Here is a 20,569-nt window from a genome sequence, read left to right as displayed (position 1 = left end):
TTAAGCAACACTGATCTGCCCCTTCTTCAGCGCATCCATGACGGCGGCTTTCGGGCCATCCGCGACTATCTGTCCGCGATCGACAACGATCAGGCGGTCGACCAGTGACAACAGCGAGGCCCGATGAGTCACCAGGACCACGGTCTTGTTCTCGATGACCGCTTGCAGGCGTTGCTTGAGGCGTTCTTCACCGGTGTTGTCCATGGCGCTGGTCGGTTCGTCGAGCAGCAGGATTTGCGGATTGAGCAGCAGCGCACGGCCAAGGGCGACGTTCTGCCGTTGCCCGCCGGAGAGGTTCTGGCCGCGCTCGCCGACCTGCAGCTCGTAGCCTTGCGGATGCAGCCGGGCGAACTCGTGCACCCCGGACAGCTCGGCGGCCTGCAGGACCATTTCGTCCTCGACATAACGAGCACCGCTGACCAGGTTGTCGCGCAGGGTACCGGCCAGCAGCTGGATGTCCTGGGGCACGTAACCGATGTTGTGACGCAGCTCGCTGACGTCGATCTGGCGAATGTCCACGCCATCGACCAGCAACGAGCCGGCATCGGCTTCATAGAGGCCGACGATCAGTTTGGCCAGGGAGCTTTTGCCCGAGCCGCTACGGCCAATGATGCCGATTTTCTCGCCGGGGCGGATCGACACATTGACGCCCTTGAGCGCCAGGTTCTGCTGGTTGGGGTAGGTGAAGTCGACCCCGCGAAACTCGATGGCGCCCTGCAGCACCTGGCGGCTCAGCGGGCGCTCTTCGAAGTTGCGCTCTTGCGGCAGTTCCATCATCTGGTCGGTGGAGACCATGGTGACCTTGGCTTGCTGGTAGCGGGTCAACAGGCCGGAGAGCTGGCCCAGCGGGCCAAGGGCACGGCCACTGAGCATGTAGCAGGCGATCAGGCCACCCATGCTCAGGTTACCGGCCATGATCTGGTAGACGCCGGCGCAAATCAGCGCCACACCCGCCAGTTGCTGGATCAGCAGGGTGATGTTCATCGCCAGGCCCGAGAGCACCTTGACCCGCAGCTCCAGGCGGCTGAGGGTACCGATGGTCTGCTCCCACATGTACTGGCGTTCGCTTTCAGCGTTGTTGACCTTGACCGCATCGAGCCCGGCGAGGGTTTCGATCAGGCTCGACTGGCGCTCGGAGGCCAGCGCCATGGTTCGCTCCAGGGTCGCCACCAGCGGCTTTTGCAGGGCATAGCCGATACCCAGGGCCAGCGGGAAGGCGATGATCGGGATCCACACCAGGTGGCCGCCGATGATAGCGATCACCAGCAGGATCAACAGGGTGAACGGCAGGTCGATAAGGCTGGTCAGGGTCAGCGAGGCAAGGAAGTCGCGCAGGCCCTGGAATTCATGGATGTTCTGGGCAAAGCTGCCGACCCTGGCCGGCCGGTACTTCATGGCCATGCCAACGATGCGCTCGAACAACGTGGCAGAGATGATCAGGTCGGTCTTCTTCCCGGCCAGGTCCAGGCACAAGCTGCGCAGGCCTTTGAGGATCAGGTCGAAGATATAGGCGCCGGAGATACCCAGGGCCAGGACCCAGAGGGTCGACGTGGCCTGGTTGGGCACCACGCGGTCGTAGACGTTCATTACGAACAGCGGCGCGGCCAGGGCGATCAGGTTGATCACCAGGCTTGCGGCGATGGCGTCGATGTACAGCCAGCGGCTGCGCTTGAGAGTGTCACGGAACCAGGAGCGCGCCCGCGGGATCAGGTTGCCGTGGTTGACGTCGAACTTGTGCTGCGGCTGGGCAAAGAACACCCGGCCACTGTAGTCGCTTTGCAGGGCTTCGCGGCTGACATGCACCTCACCGCCGTCGCTCTCGCTGAGCAACAGGCGTGCACTGCCGTCGCTCTCCCAACCCAGCAACACCGTACTGCGACCGTCCTTGAGCAGGAGCATGGCCGGCATGGCGATGCTCGGGATCTGCTCCAGCTGGCGTTGCAGCAAACGGCCCTGCAGGCCCGCACGGGCTGCCGCACGAGGCAGCAGCTCCGGGCTCAGGCGCTGGGCCGGCAGCGGCAGGCCGGTGGTCAGCATCGCCCGGCTGGCGGGCTTCTGATGCAGCACGCACAGAGACAGCAGGCTGTCCAGCAACGGATCGTCGTGCTGACTGCGTGGATCATGGCTGAGCTGGACTCGACTGACTTCTGATTCCACGCGGGCTCTCTTGACGGTTACGGTGGGCTATAACAGTGAACCTCAGTTCATGCCTGGCAGGTTCACTTTCGGTTTAAGGTCGTTCTGCACTACCGAGGCCATCGGTGCGACAACACCCTGGCTCTTGAGCAGCTGACCAATGGTCGCTTTGATTCGGTATTGAGTAAACACCTGGCTGTTCTTCACTTCGGTGAGACGGCGCTGGGCAGTGAAGAGTTCGTTTTCGCTGTCGAGCAAGTCTAGCAAGGTACGTTCGCCCAGGCTGAACTGCTTCTGGTAGGCGGAGCGCACACTGTTGCTGTGATCGACGTATTGCTGGGCGATCGGCAACTGCGCATTGGCGTTGTCCATAGCATTCCATGCCAGGCCTAGCTCCTCATTGAGCTGGCGCAAGGCATTGTTACGAATGTCCAGCGCCTGGTTGGTCAGGTACGACTTGGATTCCAGGTCGGCTTTGTTGCTGCCACCGGCATACAAGTTGAAACTCATACGCAGCATAGCCTGCCATTCGTTGTTGTGGCCGTTCATGCCATCAAGATCGTTATCGGCCGTCCGTCCGAGTTCTGCATCAAAACGCGGATAGAAAGTAGACTTTGCTGCTGCATATTGCTTTTCCGCCGCAGCGATATCGGACTCTGCCGAGCGCAGGATCGGGCTGTTCTCCACCAACTGTTGACGGGCCTCGTCGAGGTTGGCCGGCAACAGGTCGATAAAGGGCGCAGGGCTGCTCAACTCGTCCGGCATCTGACCGACCACGCTCAGGTAGTTGGTCTTGGCGTCGGCCAGGTTGGTCTGCTCGGTGATCAGGTTGTTGCGGGCCTGGGCCAGGCGCGCTTCGGCCTGGTCAAGGTCAGCCAGGCGGCCAACGCCACGGGCGGTGCGCAGCTTGATCTGGTCGTAAATGCGTTCGTGGCTGCGCAGGTTGTCTTCTGCCAGACGGACCATTTCGCGACGGGTCAGGACATCCAGATAGACCTGGGCAACGGTCAACGCGGTGCGCTCGGAGGCACCCAGCAACGAGTAGGCACGGGAGTTGACGGTGGCTTGCTGACGACCGACTTCGCTCGAGGTGGCAAAACCGTCGAAGACCATCTGCCGCAGGCGCACGCTCGACTCACCACGGTTGAGGGTTTCCCAGCGGTTGCCGGTACTCGGGCTGTCAGTGCCTTCACGGCCATATCCGGCCAGCACATCGACGCGTGGCAGGTAACCGCCTTTGGCGGCACGCAGTTGGTAATCGGCAGCGATTCGGCTGTTAACCCCGGCCTGGATTTCCGGGTGCACCTCAAGGGCCTTTTGCATGGCCTCTGGCAGGGTCTGTGCTTGAACGAAACTGGTGGCGAGGACGAAAGGAAGAGCAGTGAAAAGTGAAGCGCGCATTTAACTTTTTTCCCAGGGACGTCTTGTCCCAAATCACAGCAGAAATCGTTGCTGCATTAGAAAATGGCAACCGGAATGACCTTATGTCGGAAACTTCCGAAGGGGTACTTGGAATAGTACGAAGGAAGAGTGGCAGCCGCTCAAATATCAATGTGACATTACCCTGCTGATTGTTTAGGATGGCTGCAGGAAGGTCAATACTTTGGCATAAACTTAATAGCCAACAGTTATCGACAAATAATTGACGTCAAAAGCACCAAACTTACTAGCGAAACATTCCATCGGAAGCGGCAATTCAGCGCCTGCTGGCATGGAAGCCAAATTGAACAGGTAGTCCGGAGAGTCCAATGAGCAGTGTTGTTGCCATCGTCAAAAGCATTGTTGGCCAAGTAATCGCCGTATCCCCAGAAGGGATTCAACGTGTACTCATCGAAGGTGACCGCCTGTTCGCTGGCGAGCAGGTGCTCACCGGCCTGGCCGGTGCTGTCACCCTGGAGCTGGCCGACGGCCGCACCCTGGACCTGGGCCGTGATACCCAGTGGAGCGCCGAGACCCCGGACAGCAGCACCGACCTGGCCGCTGCCACCGCCCAGGCTGCGCCTTCGGTCGAAGAGCTGCAGCAGGCCATCGCCGCCGGTGCTGACCCGACTACCGAACTCGAAGCCACCGCAGCGGGCCCGTCGGCCGCAGGTAGCGGCGGCGCGGTCGGTGGTGGTCACAGCTTTGTAATGCTCGATGCCACCGCAGGCTCGGTCGACCCGACCATCGGTTTCCCCACTGGCCCGATCGGCTTTGCCACTGCTACCGCCACCCAGGAACTGGGCGGCCTGGACGATGCCAACAACCCGAGTACCACCACGCCTACGCGTGAATCCGGCCTGAGCCTGAGCGCCACGCCATCGATCACCGAGGCAGGCGGCGTGATCATCTACACCGCCACCCTGGGCCAGCCACCGCTGACCGACCTGAGCGTGACCCTGTCCAATGGCCAGGTCATCGTCATCAGCGCCGGGCAAACCACCGGTAGCGTCAGCGTGACCATCCCGCCGAACGACACGGTGTACCTGGACGGCAGCGAGATTTCCGCGACCATCACCGGCACCACTGGCGGCGCGGGCCTGATCATCACCCCGGACACCACGCCGGCAGTGACCCAGATCACCGACACCATCGACACCACCACGGTGACCCTGACCGCCAACCCGAGTGTCACCGAAGGCGGCGTAATCACCTATACCGCCACCCTGACCAACCCGGCGCAGACGCCGGTGACCGTCACCCTGTCCAACGGCAGCACCATCACCATTGGTGCTGGCCAGAGGACCGGCACTGTCGACGTGCAGACACCAGCGAATGACGTCTACAACAACGGCAGCAGCGTCAGCACCACCATCACTGATGCCAGCGGCGGCAACTTCGAGAACCTGGTACCGAACCCGACTCCGGCGGTCACCACCATTAACGACTCGATCGATGACACCGGCCTGAGCCTGAACGCCACCGGTAGCGTCGCCGAAGGCGGCTCGATCATCTACACCGCGACCCTGACCAACCCGGCCGGCACCCCAGTGACCGTGACCCTGAGCAACGGCTCGGTAATCACCATTGCTGCGGGCCAGACCGAAGGCAGCGTCACCGTGCCGGCGCCAAGCGACGACGTGTACGTCGATGCCGGCAATGTCAGCGTGAGCATCGACAAGGTCGACGGCGGCAACTTCGAGAACCTGTTGGTCAGCAAAGAGCCGGCGGTGACTGAAGTGACCGACACCATCGACACCTCGACCGTCACCCTGACCGCGACTCCAAACGTGGCCGAAGGTGGCGTTGTCACCTACACCGCTTCGGTTACTGCGCCGGTGACTGGTTCTGCGTTGGTAGTGACCCTGGCCAACGGTCAGCAAATTACTATTCCTGTGGGCGCAAGTTCGGGCACCGTGGACTTCGTTGCACCGAACAACGTGCACACCACCAACCCGGACCTGACCAACAGCATCACCGGCACCACCGGTGGTAACTACGAGAAGCTGGACACTGCGGGTAACCCGGTGACCACCGTTACTGACGGCCCAGGTACCGATGACACAACCGGCCTCAAACTGACCGCCACCGGTTCGGTCGCTGAAGGTGGTTCTATTGTTTATACCGCCACCCTGACCAACCCAGCCGGCACCGAAATGAAGGTGACCCTGAGCAACGGTGAAGTCATCACCATTGCTGCGGGTCAGACCGAAGGCAGCATTACCGTTGCCGCACCTGCCGACGACGTCTACATCGACGCTGGCGAAGTGAGTGTCACGGTCACCGGTACGACCGGCGGCGACTTTGAGAAAGTCGCAGTAGATGGCACTCCAGCAGTGACTCAAGTCACTGACACTATCGATACGTCCACTGTCACCCTGACTGCAAACAGCAGCGTTGCTGAAGGTGGCGTGGTGACGTACACCGCCTCCGTCACTGCGCCAGTGACTGGTTCTGCGTTGGTTATCACCCTGGCCAATGGTCAGCAGATCACCATCCCGGTTGGCGCAAGCTCTGGCACCGTGGACTTCGTTGCACCGAACAACGTGCACACCACTAACCCGGACCTGACCAACAGCATCACCGGCACCACCGGCGGTAATTACGAGAAGCTGGACACTGCCGGTAACCCGGTGACCACCGTTACTGACGGCCCGGGCACTGACGACACCACTGGCCTCAAGCTGACTGCGACTGGCTCCGTGGCTGAAGGCGGCGAGATCGTCTACACCGCTACCCTGACCAACCCAGCCGGCACCGAAATGAAGGTCACCCTGAGCAATGGTGAAGTCATCACCATTGCTGCCGGTCAGACTGAAGGCAGCATCACCCTGCCGGCGCCATCCGATGACGTGTACATCGATGCCGGCGAAGTCAGCGTGACCATCGCTGGCACCACCGGTGGTGACTTCGAGAAAGTGGCTGTGGATAACACTCCAGCCGTTACCGAAGTGACTGACACCATCGACACTTCGACTGTCACTCTGACCGCGACGCCAAGCGTTTCGGAAGGCGGCGTAGTGACCTATACCGCGTCCGTCACTGCTCCAGTGACCGGAACTGCATTGGTAGTGACTCTGGCCAACGGCCAGCAGATCACCATCCCGGTTGGCGCAAGCTCCGGCACCGTGGACTTTGTTGCACCGAACAACGTGCACACCACTAACCCGGACCTGACCAACAGCATCACCGGTACCACCGGCGGCAACTACGAGAAGCTGGACACTGCCGGTAACCCGGTGACCACCGTTACTGACGGCCCAGGTACCGATGACACTACCGGTCTGAAGCTGACCGCAACTGGCTCCGTGGCTGAAGGCGGTGAAATCGTCTACACCGCCACCCTGACCAACCCTGCTGGCACCGAAATGAAGGTGACCCTGAGCAACGGTGAGGTCATCACCATCGCTGCCGGTCAGACCGAAGGCAGCATCACCCTGCCTGCGCCGTCTGATGACGTGTACATCGATGCCGGCGAAGTCAGCGTAACCATCGCCGGTACCATCGGTGGTGACTTCGAGAAAGTGGCTGTGGATAACACTCCAGCCGTTACCGAAGTGACCGATACCATCGACACTTCGACTGTCACCCTGACCGCCACTCCAAGCGTTTCGGAAGGCGGCGTGGTCACCTACACCGCTTCCGTCACTGCTCCAGTGACCGGAACTGCATTGGTAGTGACCCTGGCCAACGGTCAGCAGATCACCATCCCGGTCGGTTCCAGCTCGGGCACCGTGGACTTCGTTGCACCGAACAACGTGCACACCACCAACCCGGACCTGACCAACAGCATCACCGGCACCACCGGTGGTAATTACGAGAAGCTGGACACCGCCGGTAACCCAGTGACCACCGTTACTGACGGCCCAGGTACCGATGACACCACCGGCCTCAAGCTGACTGCAACTGGCTCCGTGGCTGAAGGCGGTGAAATCGTTTACACCGCGACGCTGACCAACCCGGCCGGCACCGAAATGAAGGTGACCCTGAGCAACGGTGAAGTCATCACCATCGCCAAGGGCCAGACCGAAGGCAGCATTACCCTGCCGGCGCCGTCCGATGACGTGTATATCGATGCGGGCGAAGTCAGCGTGACCATCACCGGCACCACCGGTGGTGACTTCGAAAAAGTGGCTGTGGATAACACTCCAGCCGTCACCGAAGTGACCGATACCATCGACACGTCGACCGTCACCCTGACCGCTACTCCAAGCGTGACTGAAGGTGGCGTTGTCACTTACACCGCTTCGGTTACTGCTCCGGTTACCGGTTCGAACCTGGTCATCACACTGGCCAATGGTCAGCAGATCACCATTCCTGTGGGCGCAAGCTCCGGCACCGTGGACTTCGTCGCACCGAACAACGTGCACACCACCAATCCGGATCTGACCAACAGCATCACCGGCACCACCGGTGGTAACTACGAGAAGCTGGACACTGCTGGCAACCCGGTCACCACCGTTACTGACGGCCCAGGCACTGACGACACCACTGGCCTCAAGCTGACTGCGACTGGCTCCGTAGCTGAAGGCGGCGAGATCGTCTACACCGCTACCCTGACCAACCCAGCTGGCACCGAAATGAAGGTGACCCTGAGCAACGGTGAAGTCATCACCATCGCTGCCGGTCAGACCGAAGGCAGCATCACTCTGCCGGCGCCGTCGGATGACGTGTACATCGATGCGGGTGAAGTCAGCGTCACCATCGCTGGCACCACCGGTGGTGACTTCGAGAAAGTGGCTGTGGATAACACCCCGGCCGTCACCGAAGTGACCGATACCATCGACACTTCGACCGTCACCCTGACCGCTACTCCAAGCGTGACTGAAGGTGGCGTTGTCACTTACACCGCTTCGGTTACTGCTCCGGTTACCGGTTCAAACCTGGTCATCACACTGGCCAATGGTCAGCAGATCACCATTCCTGTGGGCGCAAGCTCCGGTACCGTGGACTTCGTCGCACCGAACAACGTGCACACCACTAACCCGGACCTGACCAACAGCATCACCGGTACCACCGGTGGTAACTACGAAAAACTGGACACTGCTGGCAACCCGGTCACCACCGTTACTGACGGCCCGGGCACTGACGACACTACCGGCCTCAAGCTGACTGCGACTGGCTCCGTGGCGGAAGGCGGCGAGATCGTCTACACCGCTACCCTGACCAACCCGGCTGGCACCGAAATGAAGGTGACCCTGAGCAACGGTGAAGTGATCACCATCGCTGCCGGTCAGACCGAAGGCAGCATCACTCTGCCGGCGCCGTCGGATGACGTGTACATCGATGCGGGTGAAGTCAGCGTCACCATCGCTGGCACCACCGGTGGTGACTTCGAGAAAGTGGCTGTGGATAACACCCCGGCCGTCACCGAAGTGACCGATACCATCGACACTTCGACCGTCACCCTGACCGCTACTCCAAGCGTGACTGAAGGTGGCGTTGTCACTTACACCGCTTCGGTAACCGCTCCGGTTACCGGCTCGAACCTGGTCATCACCCTGGCCAATGGTCAACAGATCACCATCCCTGTGGGCGCAAGCTCCGGCACCGTGGACTTTGTTGCACCGAACAACGTGCACACCACTAACCCGGACCTGACCAACAGCATCACCGGCACCACCGGTGGTAACTACGAAAAACTGGACACTGCCGGTAACCCGGTGACCACCGTTACCGACGGTCCTGGTACCGATGACACCACCGGTCTCAAACTGACCGCCACCGGTTCGGTCGCTGAAGGCGGTGAGATTGTCTACACCGCGACGCTGACCAACCCAGCCGGCACCGAGATGAAGGTCACTCTGAGCAACGGTGAAGTAATCACCATCGCCAAGGGCCAGACCGAAGGCAGCATTACTCTGCCTGCACCTTCCGATGACGTGTACATCGATGCGGGTGAAGTCAGCGTCACCATCGCTGGCGCCACCGGTGGCGACTTCGAAAAAGTGGCTGTGGATAACACTCCAGCCGTCACCGAAGTGACCGATACCATCGACACTTCGACTGTCACCCTGACAGCGTCTCCAAGCGTGACTGAAGGCGGCGTGGTCACTTACACCGCTTCGGTGACTGCTCCAGTCACCGGTTCGAACCTGGTCATCAACCTGGCCAACGGTCAGCAGATCACCATCCCTGTTGGTTCCAGCTCGGGCACTGTGGACTTCGTCGCACCGAACAACGTGCACACCACCAACCCGGATCTGACCAACAGCATCACCGGCACCACCGGTGGTAACTACGAGAAACTGGACACCGCTGGCAACCCAGTCACGACCGTTACTGATGGTCCAAGCACTGACGACACCACCGGCCTGAAACTGACCGCCACTGGTTCGGTCGCTGAAGGCGGCGAGATCGTCTACACCGCGACTTTGACCAACCCAGCTGGCACCGAAATGAAGGTGACCCTGAGCAACGGTGAAGTCATCACCATCGCCAAGGGCCAGACCGAAGGCAGCATTACCTTGCCTGCGCCGTCCGATGACGTGTATATCGATGCGGGCGAAGTCAGCGTCACCATCGCTGGCACCACCGGTGGTGACTTCGAAAAAGTGGCTGTGGATAACACTCCAGCAGTCACCGAAGTGACCGATACCATCGACACTTCGACCGTCACCCTGACCGCTACTCCAAGCGTGACTGAAGGTGGCGTAGTGACCTACACCGCTTCGGTTACTGCTCCGGTTACCGGCTCGAACCTGGTCATCAACCTGGCCAACGGCCAACAGATCACCATCCCTGTAGGTTCCAGCTCCGGTACCGTGGACTTCGTCGCACCGAACAACGTGCACACCACCAATCCGGACCTGACCAACAGCATCACCGGCACCACCGGTGGTAACTACGAGAAGCTGGACACTGCTGGCAACCCGGTCACCACCGTTACTGACGGCCCAGGCACTGACGACACCACTGGCCTCAAGCTGACTGCGACTGGCTCCGTAGCTGAAGGCGGCGAGATCGTCTACACCGCTACCCTGACCAACCCGGCTGGCACCGAAATGAAGGTGACCCTGAGCAACGGTGAAGTCATCACCATCGCTGCCGGTCAGACCGAAGGCAGCATCACTCTGCCGGCGCCGTCGGATGACGTGTACATCGATGCGGGTGAAGTCAGCGTCACCATCGCTGGCACCACCGGTGGTGACTTCGAGAAAGTCGAAGTCGATCCGGCAGCGGCCGTGACTGAAGTCACTGACACCATCGACACGTCGACCGTTACCCTGACCGCCACTCCAAGCGTGACTGAGGGCGGCGTGGTTACTTACACCGCTTCGGTTACTGCTCCGGTTACTGGCTCGAACCTGGTCATCACCCTGGCCAATGGTCAGCAGATTACTATTCCAGTCGGTTCCAGCTCCGGTACCGTGGACTTCGTCGCACCGAACAACGTGCACACCACCAACCCAGACCTGACCAACAGCATCACCGGCACCACCGGCGGCAACTACGAGAAACTGGACACCGCCGGTAACCCAGTGACCACCGTTACTGACGGCCCAGGCACTGACGACACTACCGGCCTGAAGCTGACCGCCACCGGTTCGGTCGCTGAAGGCGGTGAAATCGTTTACACCGCGACTTTGACCAACCCAGCCGGCACCGAGATGAAGGTCACTCTGAGCAACGGTGAAGTCATCACCATCGCCAAGGGCCAGACCGAAGGCAGCATTACCTTGCCTGCGCCGTCCGATGACGTGTATATCGATGCGGGCGAAGTCAGCGTCACCATCGCTGGCACCACCGGTGGTGACTTCGAAAAAGTGGCTGTGGATAACACTCCAGCAGTCACCGAAGTGACCGATACCATCGACACTTCGACCGTCACCCTGACCGCTACTCCAAGCGTGACTGAAGGTGGCGTAGTGACCTACACCGCTTCGGTTACTGCTCCGGTTACCGGCTCGAACCTGGTCATCAACCTGGCCAACGGCCAACAGATCACCATCCCTGTAGGTTCCAGCTCCGGTACCGTGGACTTCGTCGCACCGAACAACGTGCACACCACTAACCCGGACCTGACCAACAGCATCACCGGCACCACCGGTGGTAACTACGAAAAACTGGACACTGCCGGTAACCCAGTGACCACTGTTACCGACGGTCCAGGTACCGATGACACCACCGGCCTGAAATTGACTGCCACCGGTTCGGTCGCTGAAGGCGGTGAAATCGTTTACACCGCTACCCTGACCAACCCAGCCGGCACCGAGATGAAGGTGACCCTGAGCAACGGTGAGGTCATCACCATTGCCGCAGGTCAGACCGAAGGCAGCATCACCCTGCCTGCGCCGTCTGATGACGTGTACATCGACGCGGGCGAAGTCAGCGTAACCATCGCCGGGACCACCGGTGGTGACTTCGAAAAAGTGGCTGTGGATAACACTCCAGCCGTTACCGAAGTCACTGACACCATCGACACAAGTACCGTGACTCTGACCGCCACTCCAAGCGTGACTGAGGGTGGCGTGGTCACTTACACCGCTTCGGTCACTGCTCCGGTTACTGGTTCGAACCTGGTGATCACCCTGGCCAACGGTCAGCAAATCACCATTCCTGTGGGCGCAAGCTCCGGCACCGTGGACTTCGTTGCACCGAACAACGTGCACACCACCAACCCGGACCTGACCAACAGCATCACCGGCACCACCGGTGGTAACTACGAGAAACTGGACACTGCCGGTAACCCGGTGACCACCGTTACTGACGGCCCAGGTACCGATGACACTACCGGTCTGAAGCTGACTGCGACTGGCTCCGTGGCTGAAGGCGGCGAGATTGTCTACACCGCCACCCTGACCAACCCGGCTGGCACCGAGATGAAGGTCACCCTGAGCAATGGTGAAGTCATCACCATCGCCGCAGGCCAGACCGAAGGCAGCATCACCCTGCCTGCGCCGTCGGATGACGTGTACATCGATGCCGGTGAAGTCAGTGTGACCATCGCGGGCACCACCGGTGGCGACTTCGAGAAAGTGGCTGTGGATAACACCCCGGCCGTCACCGAAGTGACCGATACCATCGACACTTCGACCGTCACCCTGACCGCTACTCCAAGCGTGACTGAAGGTGGCGTTGTCACTTACACCGCTTCGGTTACTGCTCCGGTTACCGGTTCGAACCTGGTCATCACACTGGCCAATGGTCAGCAGATCACCATTCCTGTGGGCGCAAGCTCGGGCACCGTGGACTTTGTTGCACCGAACAACGTGCACACCACCAACCCGGATCTGACCAACAGCATCACCGGCACCACCGGTGGCAACTACGAGAAGCTGGACACTGCGGGTAACCCGGTCACTACCGTTACTGATGGCCCGGGCACCGATGACACTACCGGTCTGAAACTGACCGCCACTGGCTCGGTCGCGGAAGGCGGCGAGATCGTCTACACCGCCACCCTGACCAACCCAGCCGGCACCGAAATGAAGGTGACCCTGAGCAACGGTGAAGTCATCACCATCGCTGCCGGTCAGACCGAAGGCAGCATTACCCTGCCGGCTCCATCGGATGACGTGTACATCGATGCCGGTGAAGTCAGCGTGACCATCGCTGGCACCACCGGTGGTGACTTCGAGAAAGTGGCTGTGGATAACACTCCAGCCGTTACCGAAGTGACTGACACCATCGACACTTCGACTGTCACTCTGACTGCCACTCCGAGCGTGACCGAAGGTGGCGTGGTCACTTACACCGCGTCCGTCACTGCTCCAGTGACCGGAACTGCATTGGTAGTGACCCTGGCCAACGGTCAGCAGATCACCATCCCGGTTGGCGCAAGCTCGGGCACAGTGGACTTTGTTGCACCGAACAACGTGCACACCACCAACCCGGATCTGACCAACAGCATCACCGGTACCACCGGTGGTAACTACGAGAAGTTGGACACTGCGGGTAACCCGGTCACTACCGTTACTGATGGCCCGGGCACTGACGACACCACCGGCCTGAAATTGACTGCCACCGGTTCGGTCGCTGAAGGCGGTGAAATCGTTTACACCGCCACGCTGACCAACCCAGCCGGCACCGAGATGAAGGTGACCCTGAGCAACGGTGAGGTCATCACCATTGCCGCAGGTCAGACCGAAGGCAGCATCACTCTGCCTGCGCCGTCGGATGACGTGTACATCGATGCCGGTGAAGTCAGCGTAACCATCGCCGGTACTACTGGTGGCGATTTCGAGAAAGTCGAAGTTGATCCAGCGGCTGCCGTGACTGAAGTTACCGATACCATCGACACTTCGACCGTCACCCTGACCGCTACTCCAAGCGTTTCGGAAGGCGGCGTAGTGACCTACACCGCGTCCGTCACTGCTCCAGTGACCGGAACTGCATTGGTAGTGACTCTGGCCAACGGCCAGCAGATCACCATCCCGGTTGGCGCAAGCTCGGGCACCGTGGACTTCGTTGCACCGAACAACGTGCACACCACCAACCCAGACCTGACCAACAGCATCACCGGTACCACCGGTGGCAACTACGAGAAGCTGGACACTGCGGGTAACCCGGTCACTACCGTTACTGATGGCCCGGGTACCGATGACACTACCGGTCTGAAGCTGACCGCAACTGGCTCCGTGGCTGAAGGCGGCGAGATCGTCTACACCGCTACCCTGACCAACCCGGCCGGCACCGAAATGAAGGTGACCCTGAGCAACGGTGAAGTCATCACCATCGCCGCAGGCCAGACTGAAGGCAGCATCACTCTGCCTGCGCCATCGGATGACGTGTATATCGATGCCGGTGAAGTCAGTGTGACCATCGCGGGCACCACCGGTGGCGACTTCGAGAAAGTGGCTGTGGATAACACCCCGGCCGTCACCGAAGTGACCGATACCATCGACACTTCGACCGTCACCCTGACCGCGACTCCAAGCGTGACTGAAGGTGGCGTTGTCACCTATACCGCTTCGGTCACTGCTCCGGTTACTGGCTCGAACCTGGTCATCACCCTGGCCAACGGCCAGCAGATCACCATCCCGGTTGGCGCAAGCTCGGGCACCGTGGACTTCGTCGCACCGAACAACGTACACACCACTAACCCGGACCTGACCAACAGCATCACCGGCACCACCGGTGGTAACTACGAGAAGCTGGACACTGCGGGCAACCCAGTGACCACCGTTACTGATGGCCCAGGTACCGACGACACCACCGGCCTCAAGCTGACCGCAACTGGCTCCGTGGCTGAAGGCGGCGAAATTGTTTACACCGCGACGCTGACCAATCCAGCCGGCACCGAAATGAAGGTGACCCTGAGCAACGGTGAAGTCATCACCATCGCCAAGGGCCAGACTGAAGGCAGCATCACTCTGCCTGCGCCATCGGATGACGTGTATATCGATGCCGGTGAAGTCAGTGTGACCATCGCGGGCACCACCGGTGGCGACTTCGAGAAAGTGACTGTGGATAACACCCCGGCCGTCACCGAAGTGACCGATACCATCGACACTTCGACCGTCACCCTGACCGCGACTCCAAGCGTGACTGAAGGTGGCGTTGTCACCTATACCGCTTCGGTCACTGCTCCGGTTACTGGCTCGAACCTGGTCATCACCCTGGCCAACGGCCAGCAGATCACCATCCCGGTTGGCGCAAGCTCCGGCACCGTGGACTTCGTCGCACCGAACAACGTGCACACCACCAACCCGGCGCTGACCAACAGCATCACCGGTACCACCGGCGGCAACTACGAGAAGCTGGACACCGCCGGCAACCCGGTCACCACCGTCACCGACGGCCCAGGTACCGAAGACACCACCGGCCTCAAGCTGACCGCGACGCCAACCGTCAACGAAGGCGGCTCGATCACGTACGTGGCCAAGCTGACCAACCCTGCCGGCACCGAGATGAAGGTGACCCTGAGCAACGGTGAGACCATCACCATTGCCAAGGGCCAGACCGAAGGCAAGATCACCATCGCTGCGCCAAGCGACGACGTCTACATCGACGCTGGCAAGCTGAGCGTGACCATCACCGGCACCACCGGCGGCGACTTCGAGAAACTGGCGGTGAATAACACCCCAGCCATCACCGACGTCAAAGACACCATCGATACCTCGACGGTTACCCTGACCGCGACCCCAAGCGTGGCTGAAGGCGGCGTGGTCACGTACACCGCCAAGGTCACTGCACCGGTTACCGGTTCGGACCTGGTCATCAACCTGGCCAACGGTCAGCAGATCACCATCCCGGTTGGCGCAAGCTCCGGCACCGTGGACTTCGTTGCACCCAACAACGTGCACACCACCAACCCGGCGCTGACCAACAGCATCACCGGCACCACCGGCGGCAACTACGAGAAGCTGGACACTGCGGGCAACCCGGTCACCAGCGTCACCGATGGCCCGGGCACCAAGGACAACACCGGCCTGTCGCTGACTGCCACCAACTCTGTGGCTGAAGGCGGCAAGATCACCTATGTGGCCAAGCTGACCAACCCGGCCGGCACCGAAATGAAGGTGACCCTGAGCAACGGTGAGACCATCACCATTGCCAAGGGCCAGACCGAAGGCAAGATCACCATCAATGCGCCAAGCGACGATGTCTACATCGACGCCGGCAAACTGAGCGTGACCATCACCGGCACCACCGGTGGCGATTTCGAGCAGTTGACTGTGAGCAACGTGCCGGCGGTGACCGACGTCACTGACACCATCGATACCAGTACCGTGACCCTGACTGCCAGCACCAACAGTGTGGTCGAAGGTGGTGTGGTTACGTACACCGCCAAGGTCACTGCGCCGGTTACCGGTTCGGACCTGGTCATCAACCTGGCCAACGGTCAGCAGATCATCATCCCGGTCGGCCAGAGCACCGGCACCGTGGATTACGTTGCACCGAACAATGTGCACACCACCAACCCGGCACTGACCAACAGCATCACCGGCACCACTGGCGGCAACTACGAGAAACTGGTCGGCACCGGCAATACCACCGTCAGCGTCACCGACGGCCCGGGCACCAAGGACTCCACCAGCCTGATCCTGACCGCGACCCCGACCGTCGCCGAAGGCGGCTCGATCACTTACGTGGCCAAGCTGAGCAATCCGGCCGGGACCGAAATGAAAGTCACCCTGAGCAACGGTGAAACCATCACCATTGCCAAGGGCCAGACCGAGGGCAAGGTGACCATCGCCGCCCCTGGCGATGACGTGTACATCGATGCCGGTAGCGTCAGTGCAAAAATCACTGGCAGCACCGGTGGTGACTTCGAAGAGCTGAAGATCGACGGCTCGTCTGCCGTGACCAGCGTCACCGACACCATCGACACCACCAACCTGACCCTGAGTGCCACCTCATCGGTCGCTGAAGGTGGCAACATCACCTACACCGCCACCTTGAGCAACAAGGCGCAGACCGCGGTCACCGTGACCCTGAGCAACGGTGCAAGCATCGTCATCGACGCTGGCAAGACCGAAGGCAAGGTGGTCGTCGCGGCGCCTGCGGATGATGTCTATATCGATGCCGGCAGCGTCAACGCCAGCATCACAGGTGCCACCGGTGGCAACTTCGAAGACCTGGCGATCAACAAGCAGCCAGCTGTCACCCAGGTCACCGATACCATCGACACCACCACCGTCAGCATCAGCGGCACCAGCTCGGTGACCGAAGGTGACTCGGCCAACTACACCCTGACCCTGACCAGCAAGGCGCAAACCGATGTGGTCATCAAGCTGACCTACAGCGGCACCGCCACCAACGGTGCGGACTACACCGGTGTGGCCACCGTGGTGATCAAGGCGGGCAGCAACGTCGGCACCTTCAGTGTGCCGATCATCCGCGACGGAATTGCTGAAGGCGCCGAAAACTTCACCGTGAAGATCGACTCGGCCACCGGCGGCAACTTCGAGAACCTGGTGGTCAGCGGTAACGCGGGCAGTGTCACCACCACTATCGTCAGCAACGAGGCACCTGTTGCCGCAGGCGGTGCCGTGACCGGTACCGAAGACACCGACCTGGTGCTGGGCTGGAGCAACTTCGGCATCACCGACGCCGACACCCCGGCGGCCAACCTGGGCCTGACCATCACCAAGCTGCCCGCCGATGGCGTGCTGCAGTACAAGGATGGCAACGTCTGGAAAACCCTGACCGAAGCTGATGCCGGCAAGGTCTTCAGCAAGGCTGACATTGACGCTGGCAAGTTGAAGTTCGTGCCGGATCGCAACGAGTCGGGCATCGACGCCAACGGCGGCACCGGCGTGGGCAACAAAGAAGCCGATTATGCTCAGATCAAGTTCAAGCCAACCGATGGCCAGGGCCTGGGCAACGAGGCCACCATCAAGGTCGATATCACCCCGGTGGCCGACAAGCCTGACCTGAACATCGGCAGCAACAACGTCAATTCGATCGGCCTGGTCAAGGAAACCTGGAACAGCCTCAGCGGCCTGGGTACCAACGGCAACGGCATTACCGGCGATGCGTTGAAGAACGTGTTCGATAACTCGGGCAAGGCCAACAGCAGCTCGCTGGTGACCAACGCGCAGTCCGACGCCAGTGTCGTCGGCGGTTCGGGTTCGAAGACGTCCGGCCTGATCTACCTGGAAGCGGGCAAGACCTACAGCTTCAGCGGTGTGGGCGATGACAGCCTGCTGATTACCATCGGTGGCAAGAATGTGGCCCAGGCGACCTGGGGCGCAGGCGGTGCGATCAGTGGTTCGTTCAAGCCGACCATCAGCGGCTACTACACCCTGGACATCTACCACGCCAACCAGAGCGGCCCGGGCAGCTATGACGTCAACCTGTCGGTCAACGGCAGCACCCCGGTCGACCTGAGCAACGCCAACATCCCGATGTACCCGGGCGTGAACGAGCTGAGCAACGCCGGCGTCACCGTCGGCGAGCTGCACGGCAACAACGGCGAAGGCTACTACCAGGGCTACAAGCTCAACGAAGGCGCCGAGAACGGCACCGTCAAACTGGTCGGTATCTCCACCAACCTCACCGACACCGACGGCTCGGAAACCCTCAGCGTCAAGCTTGGCGGCATCCCGGCAGGTTCGGTGCTCAGCGATGGCGCCGGTCACACCATCACCGTGGGCAAGGGCGAAGTCGATGTCACCGGCTGGAACCTCAACGGCCTGAGCATCAAGCCACCAGCCTATTACCAGGGCCAGTTCGACGTGACCGTTACCTCGCGGGCCACCGAGAAAGCCAACGGCAGTACCGACTTCACCCAGGGCACCATCAAGGTCACCGTTTACCCGGATACCTATACCACCACCAACCTGACAGCCGATAACGACAGCCGTGACCTTGGCACCGGTAACGACATCGTCGTCGCCGACGTCAACGGCCTGCACGTGGTCCCTGGCCAGAACTACAACCTGGCGTTCATCGTCGATACCTCCGGCAGTATGAAAGCCGCCGGTGTGGACGCTGCGCAGAAGTCCCTGCAGTCGGTGTTCGACACCCTGGCCAACAGCGTCAAGGGTGCCCAGTCAGGTACCGTGAACATTTTGCTGGTGGATTTCTCGACCCAGGTCAACATGAGCGTCTCGGTCAACCTGGCCGATGCCGGTTCGTTGCAGGCGCTCAAGGATGCGCTGAAGTCGATGTACTCCAACGGCGGTACCAACTACGAGGACGCCTTCAAGACGACTGCCAACTGGTTCCAGAACCTCAAGGATGCCGGCAACACCGGTAGCAACCAGACGTTCTTCATCACCGACGGCCAGCCGACCTATCACCAGGCCAACGAGCAGGCCAACCCGACGCTGGCGTACTCCAACTGGAGCCTGGACAACTTCCTCAAGGCGATCAACTACAAGCCGGGCGATACCCTGGACCGCTACAGCCTGGATGCCAACAACCGGGTCAGCATCGACGTCGACGGGAACCTGAACGCCCAGTACAAGTACTACGGCAGCTGGTACACCCAGACCTCCGGCACCATCCGTGCCCAGGGCGACGGTACTTATGAACTGTCCAGCCGCTCCGGATCCGGCAGCTCGACCAGCAATGCCACCTGGAACAACTCGCTGGACAGCTTCAGCATCCTCGCGGGCCTCTCCACTGTCGAGGCCATCGGCCTGAACAACGGCGTCAACGTCAACGACCTGAAACCGTTCGACAGCGACAAGACACCGCAGACCAACATCGACCCGAGCAAGCTGGCCGAGGCCATCCTCGGACACACCGAGGCCACCAAGCCGGGCAACGATACGATCTCCGGTGGCGATGGCCACGACATCCTGTTCGGCGACCTGGTCAGCTTCGACTCGATCGCCGGCAACGGTGTCGAGGCCATGCAGGCCTACGTGGCAGGCAAGCTGGGCGTGACCCTGGGTGACGTCGATGGCCGCGTGCTGCACCAGTACATCACCGAACACGTCAGCGAGTTCGATGTGTCGCGCAGCAACGATGGCAACGACATCCTTATCGGTGGCGACGGCAATGACATTCTCTTCGGCCAGGGTGGCAACGACTACCTCGATGGCGGCAAGGGCAATGACATCCTCATCGGCGGTACCGGCAACGACACCCTGCTGGGCGGTGAAGGCAACGACATCCTCATCGGTGGCAAGGGCGACGACATCATGACCGGCGGCAGCGGTGCCGACACCTTCGTGTGGAAGGCTGGCGACACCGGCAAGGACGTGATCAAGGACTTCAAGCCGACCGAAGGTGACCGTCTGGACCTGAGCGACCTGCTCCAGGGCGAGAAGGCCAGCACCATCGACAACTTCCTGAAGATCACCACGGTCAACGGCGAGTCGACCCTGCAGGTCAGCTCCGAAGGCAAGCTCAACGCCTCCGGTGGCCTGGCCAATGCCGATGTGACGATCAAACTGGAAGGGGTCAACTGGGCCAACACCACGATCAACTCGCTGGTGACCGGCGCGGACCCGACCATCAAGATCGACCACTCCAACAGCTGATCCACGGCCTGCGCCAGCCCGTTAAGGGCTGGCGCAATGCTTCGGACTTTCCCTGTACCGTATTCACAGCGCATACTCGCCGGCCGGGGCTAGACGCCCGGCCAGCTTGGCCTATGCTGCTGACTGCGGAT

Annotated in this window: 3 protein-coding genes; 1 reads left to right on the top strand and 2 read right to left on the bottom strand. The window is 60.9% G+C overall.

Annotation, left to right across the window (positions count from 1 at the left end; genetic code table 11):
• Complete coding sequence (locus EXN22_RS02240) at window positions 1-2,157, bottom strand: type I secretion system permease/ATPase (RefSeq protein ID WP_130262256.1); 2,157 nt, start codon at window positions 2,155-2,157, stop codon at window positions 1-3.
• A gap of 42 nt (window positions 2,158-2,199) precedes the next feature.
• A complete protein-coding gene (locus tag EXN22_RS02235; RefSeq protein ID WP_130262255.1) occupies window positions 2,200-3,537 on the bottom strand; it encodes a TolC family outer membrane protein in 1,338 nt (445 codons plus the stop codon).
• 347 nt (window positions 3,538-3,884) lie between these two features.
• On the opposite strand from EXN22_RS02235, the gene EXN22_RS02230 reads away from it, so the two are divergent.
• Window positions 3,885-20,438 (top strand): immunoglobulin-like domain-containing protein, encoded by a 16,554-nt coding sequence (locus EXN22_RS02230; RefSeq protein WP_130262254.1) that lies wholly within the window; start codon window positions 3,885-3,887, stop codon window positions 20,436-20,438.
• Window positions 20,439-20,569 lie beyond the last annotated feature (131 nt).

It is taken from the genome of Pseudomonas tructae (assembly GCF_004214895.1).
Classification (GTDB): domain Bacteria; phylum Pseudomonadota; class Gammaproteobacteria; order Pseudomonadales; family Pseudomonadaceae; genus Aquipseudomonas; species Aquipseudomonas tructae.
This window is presented reverse-complemented; position numbering and strand designations above follow the sequence as displayed.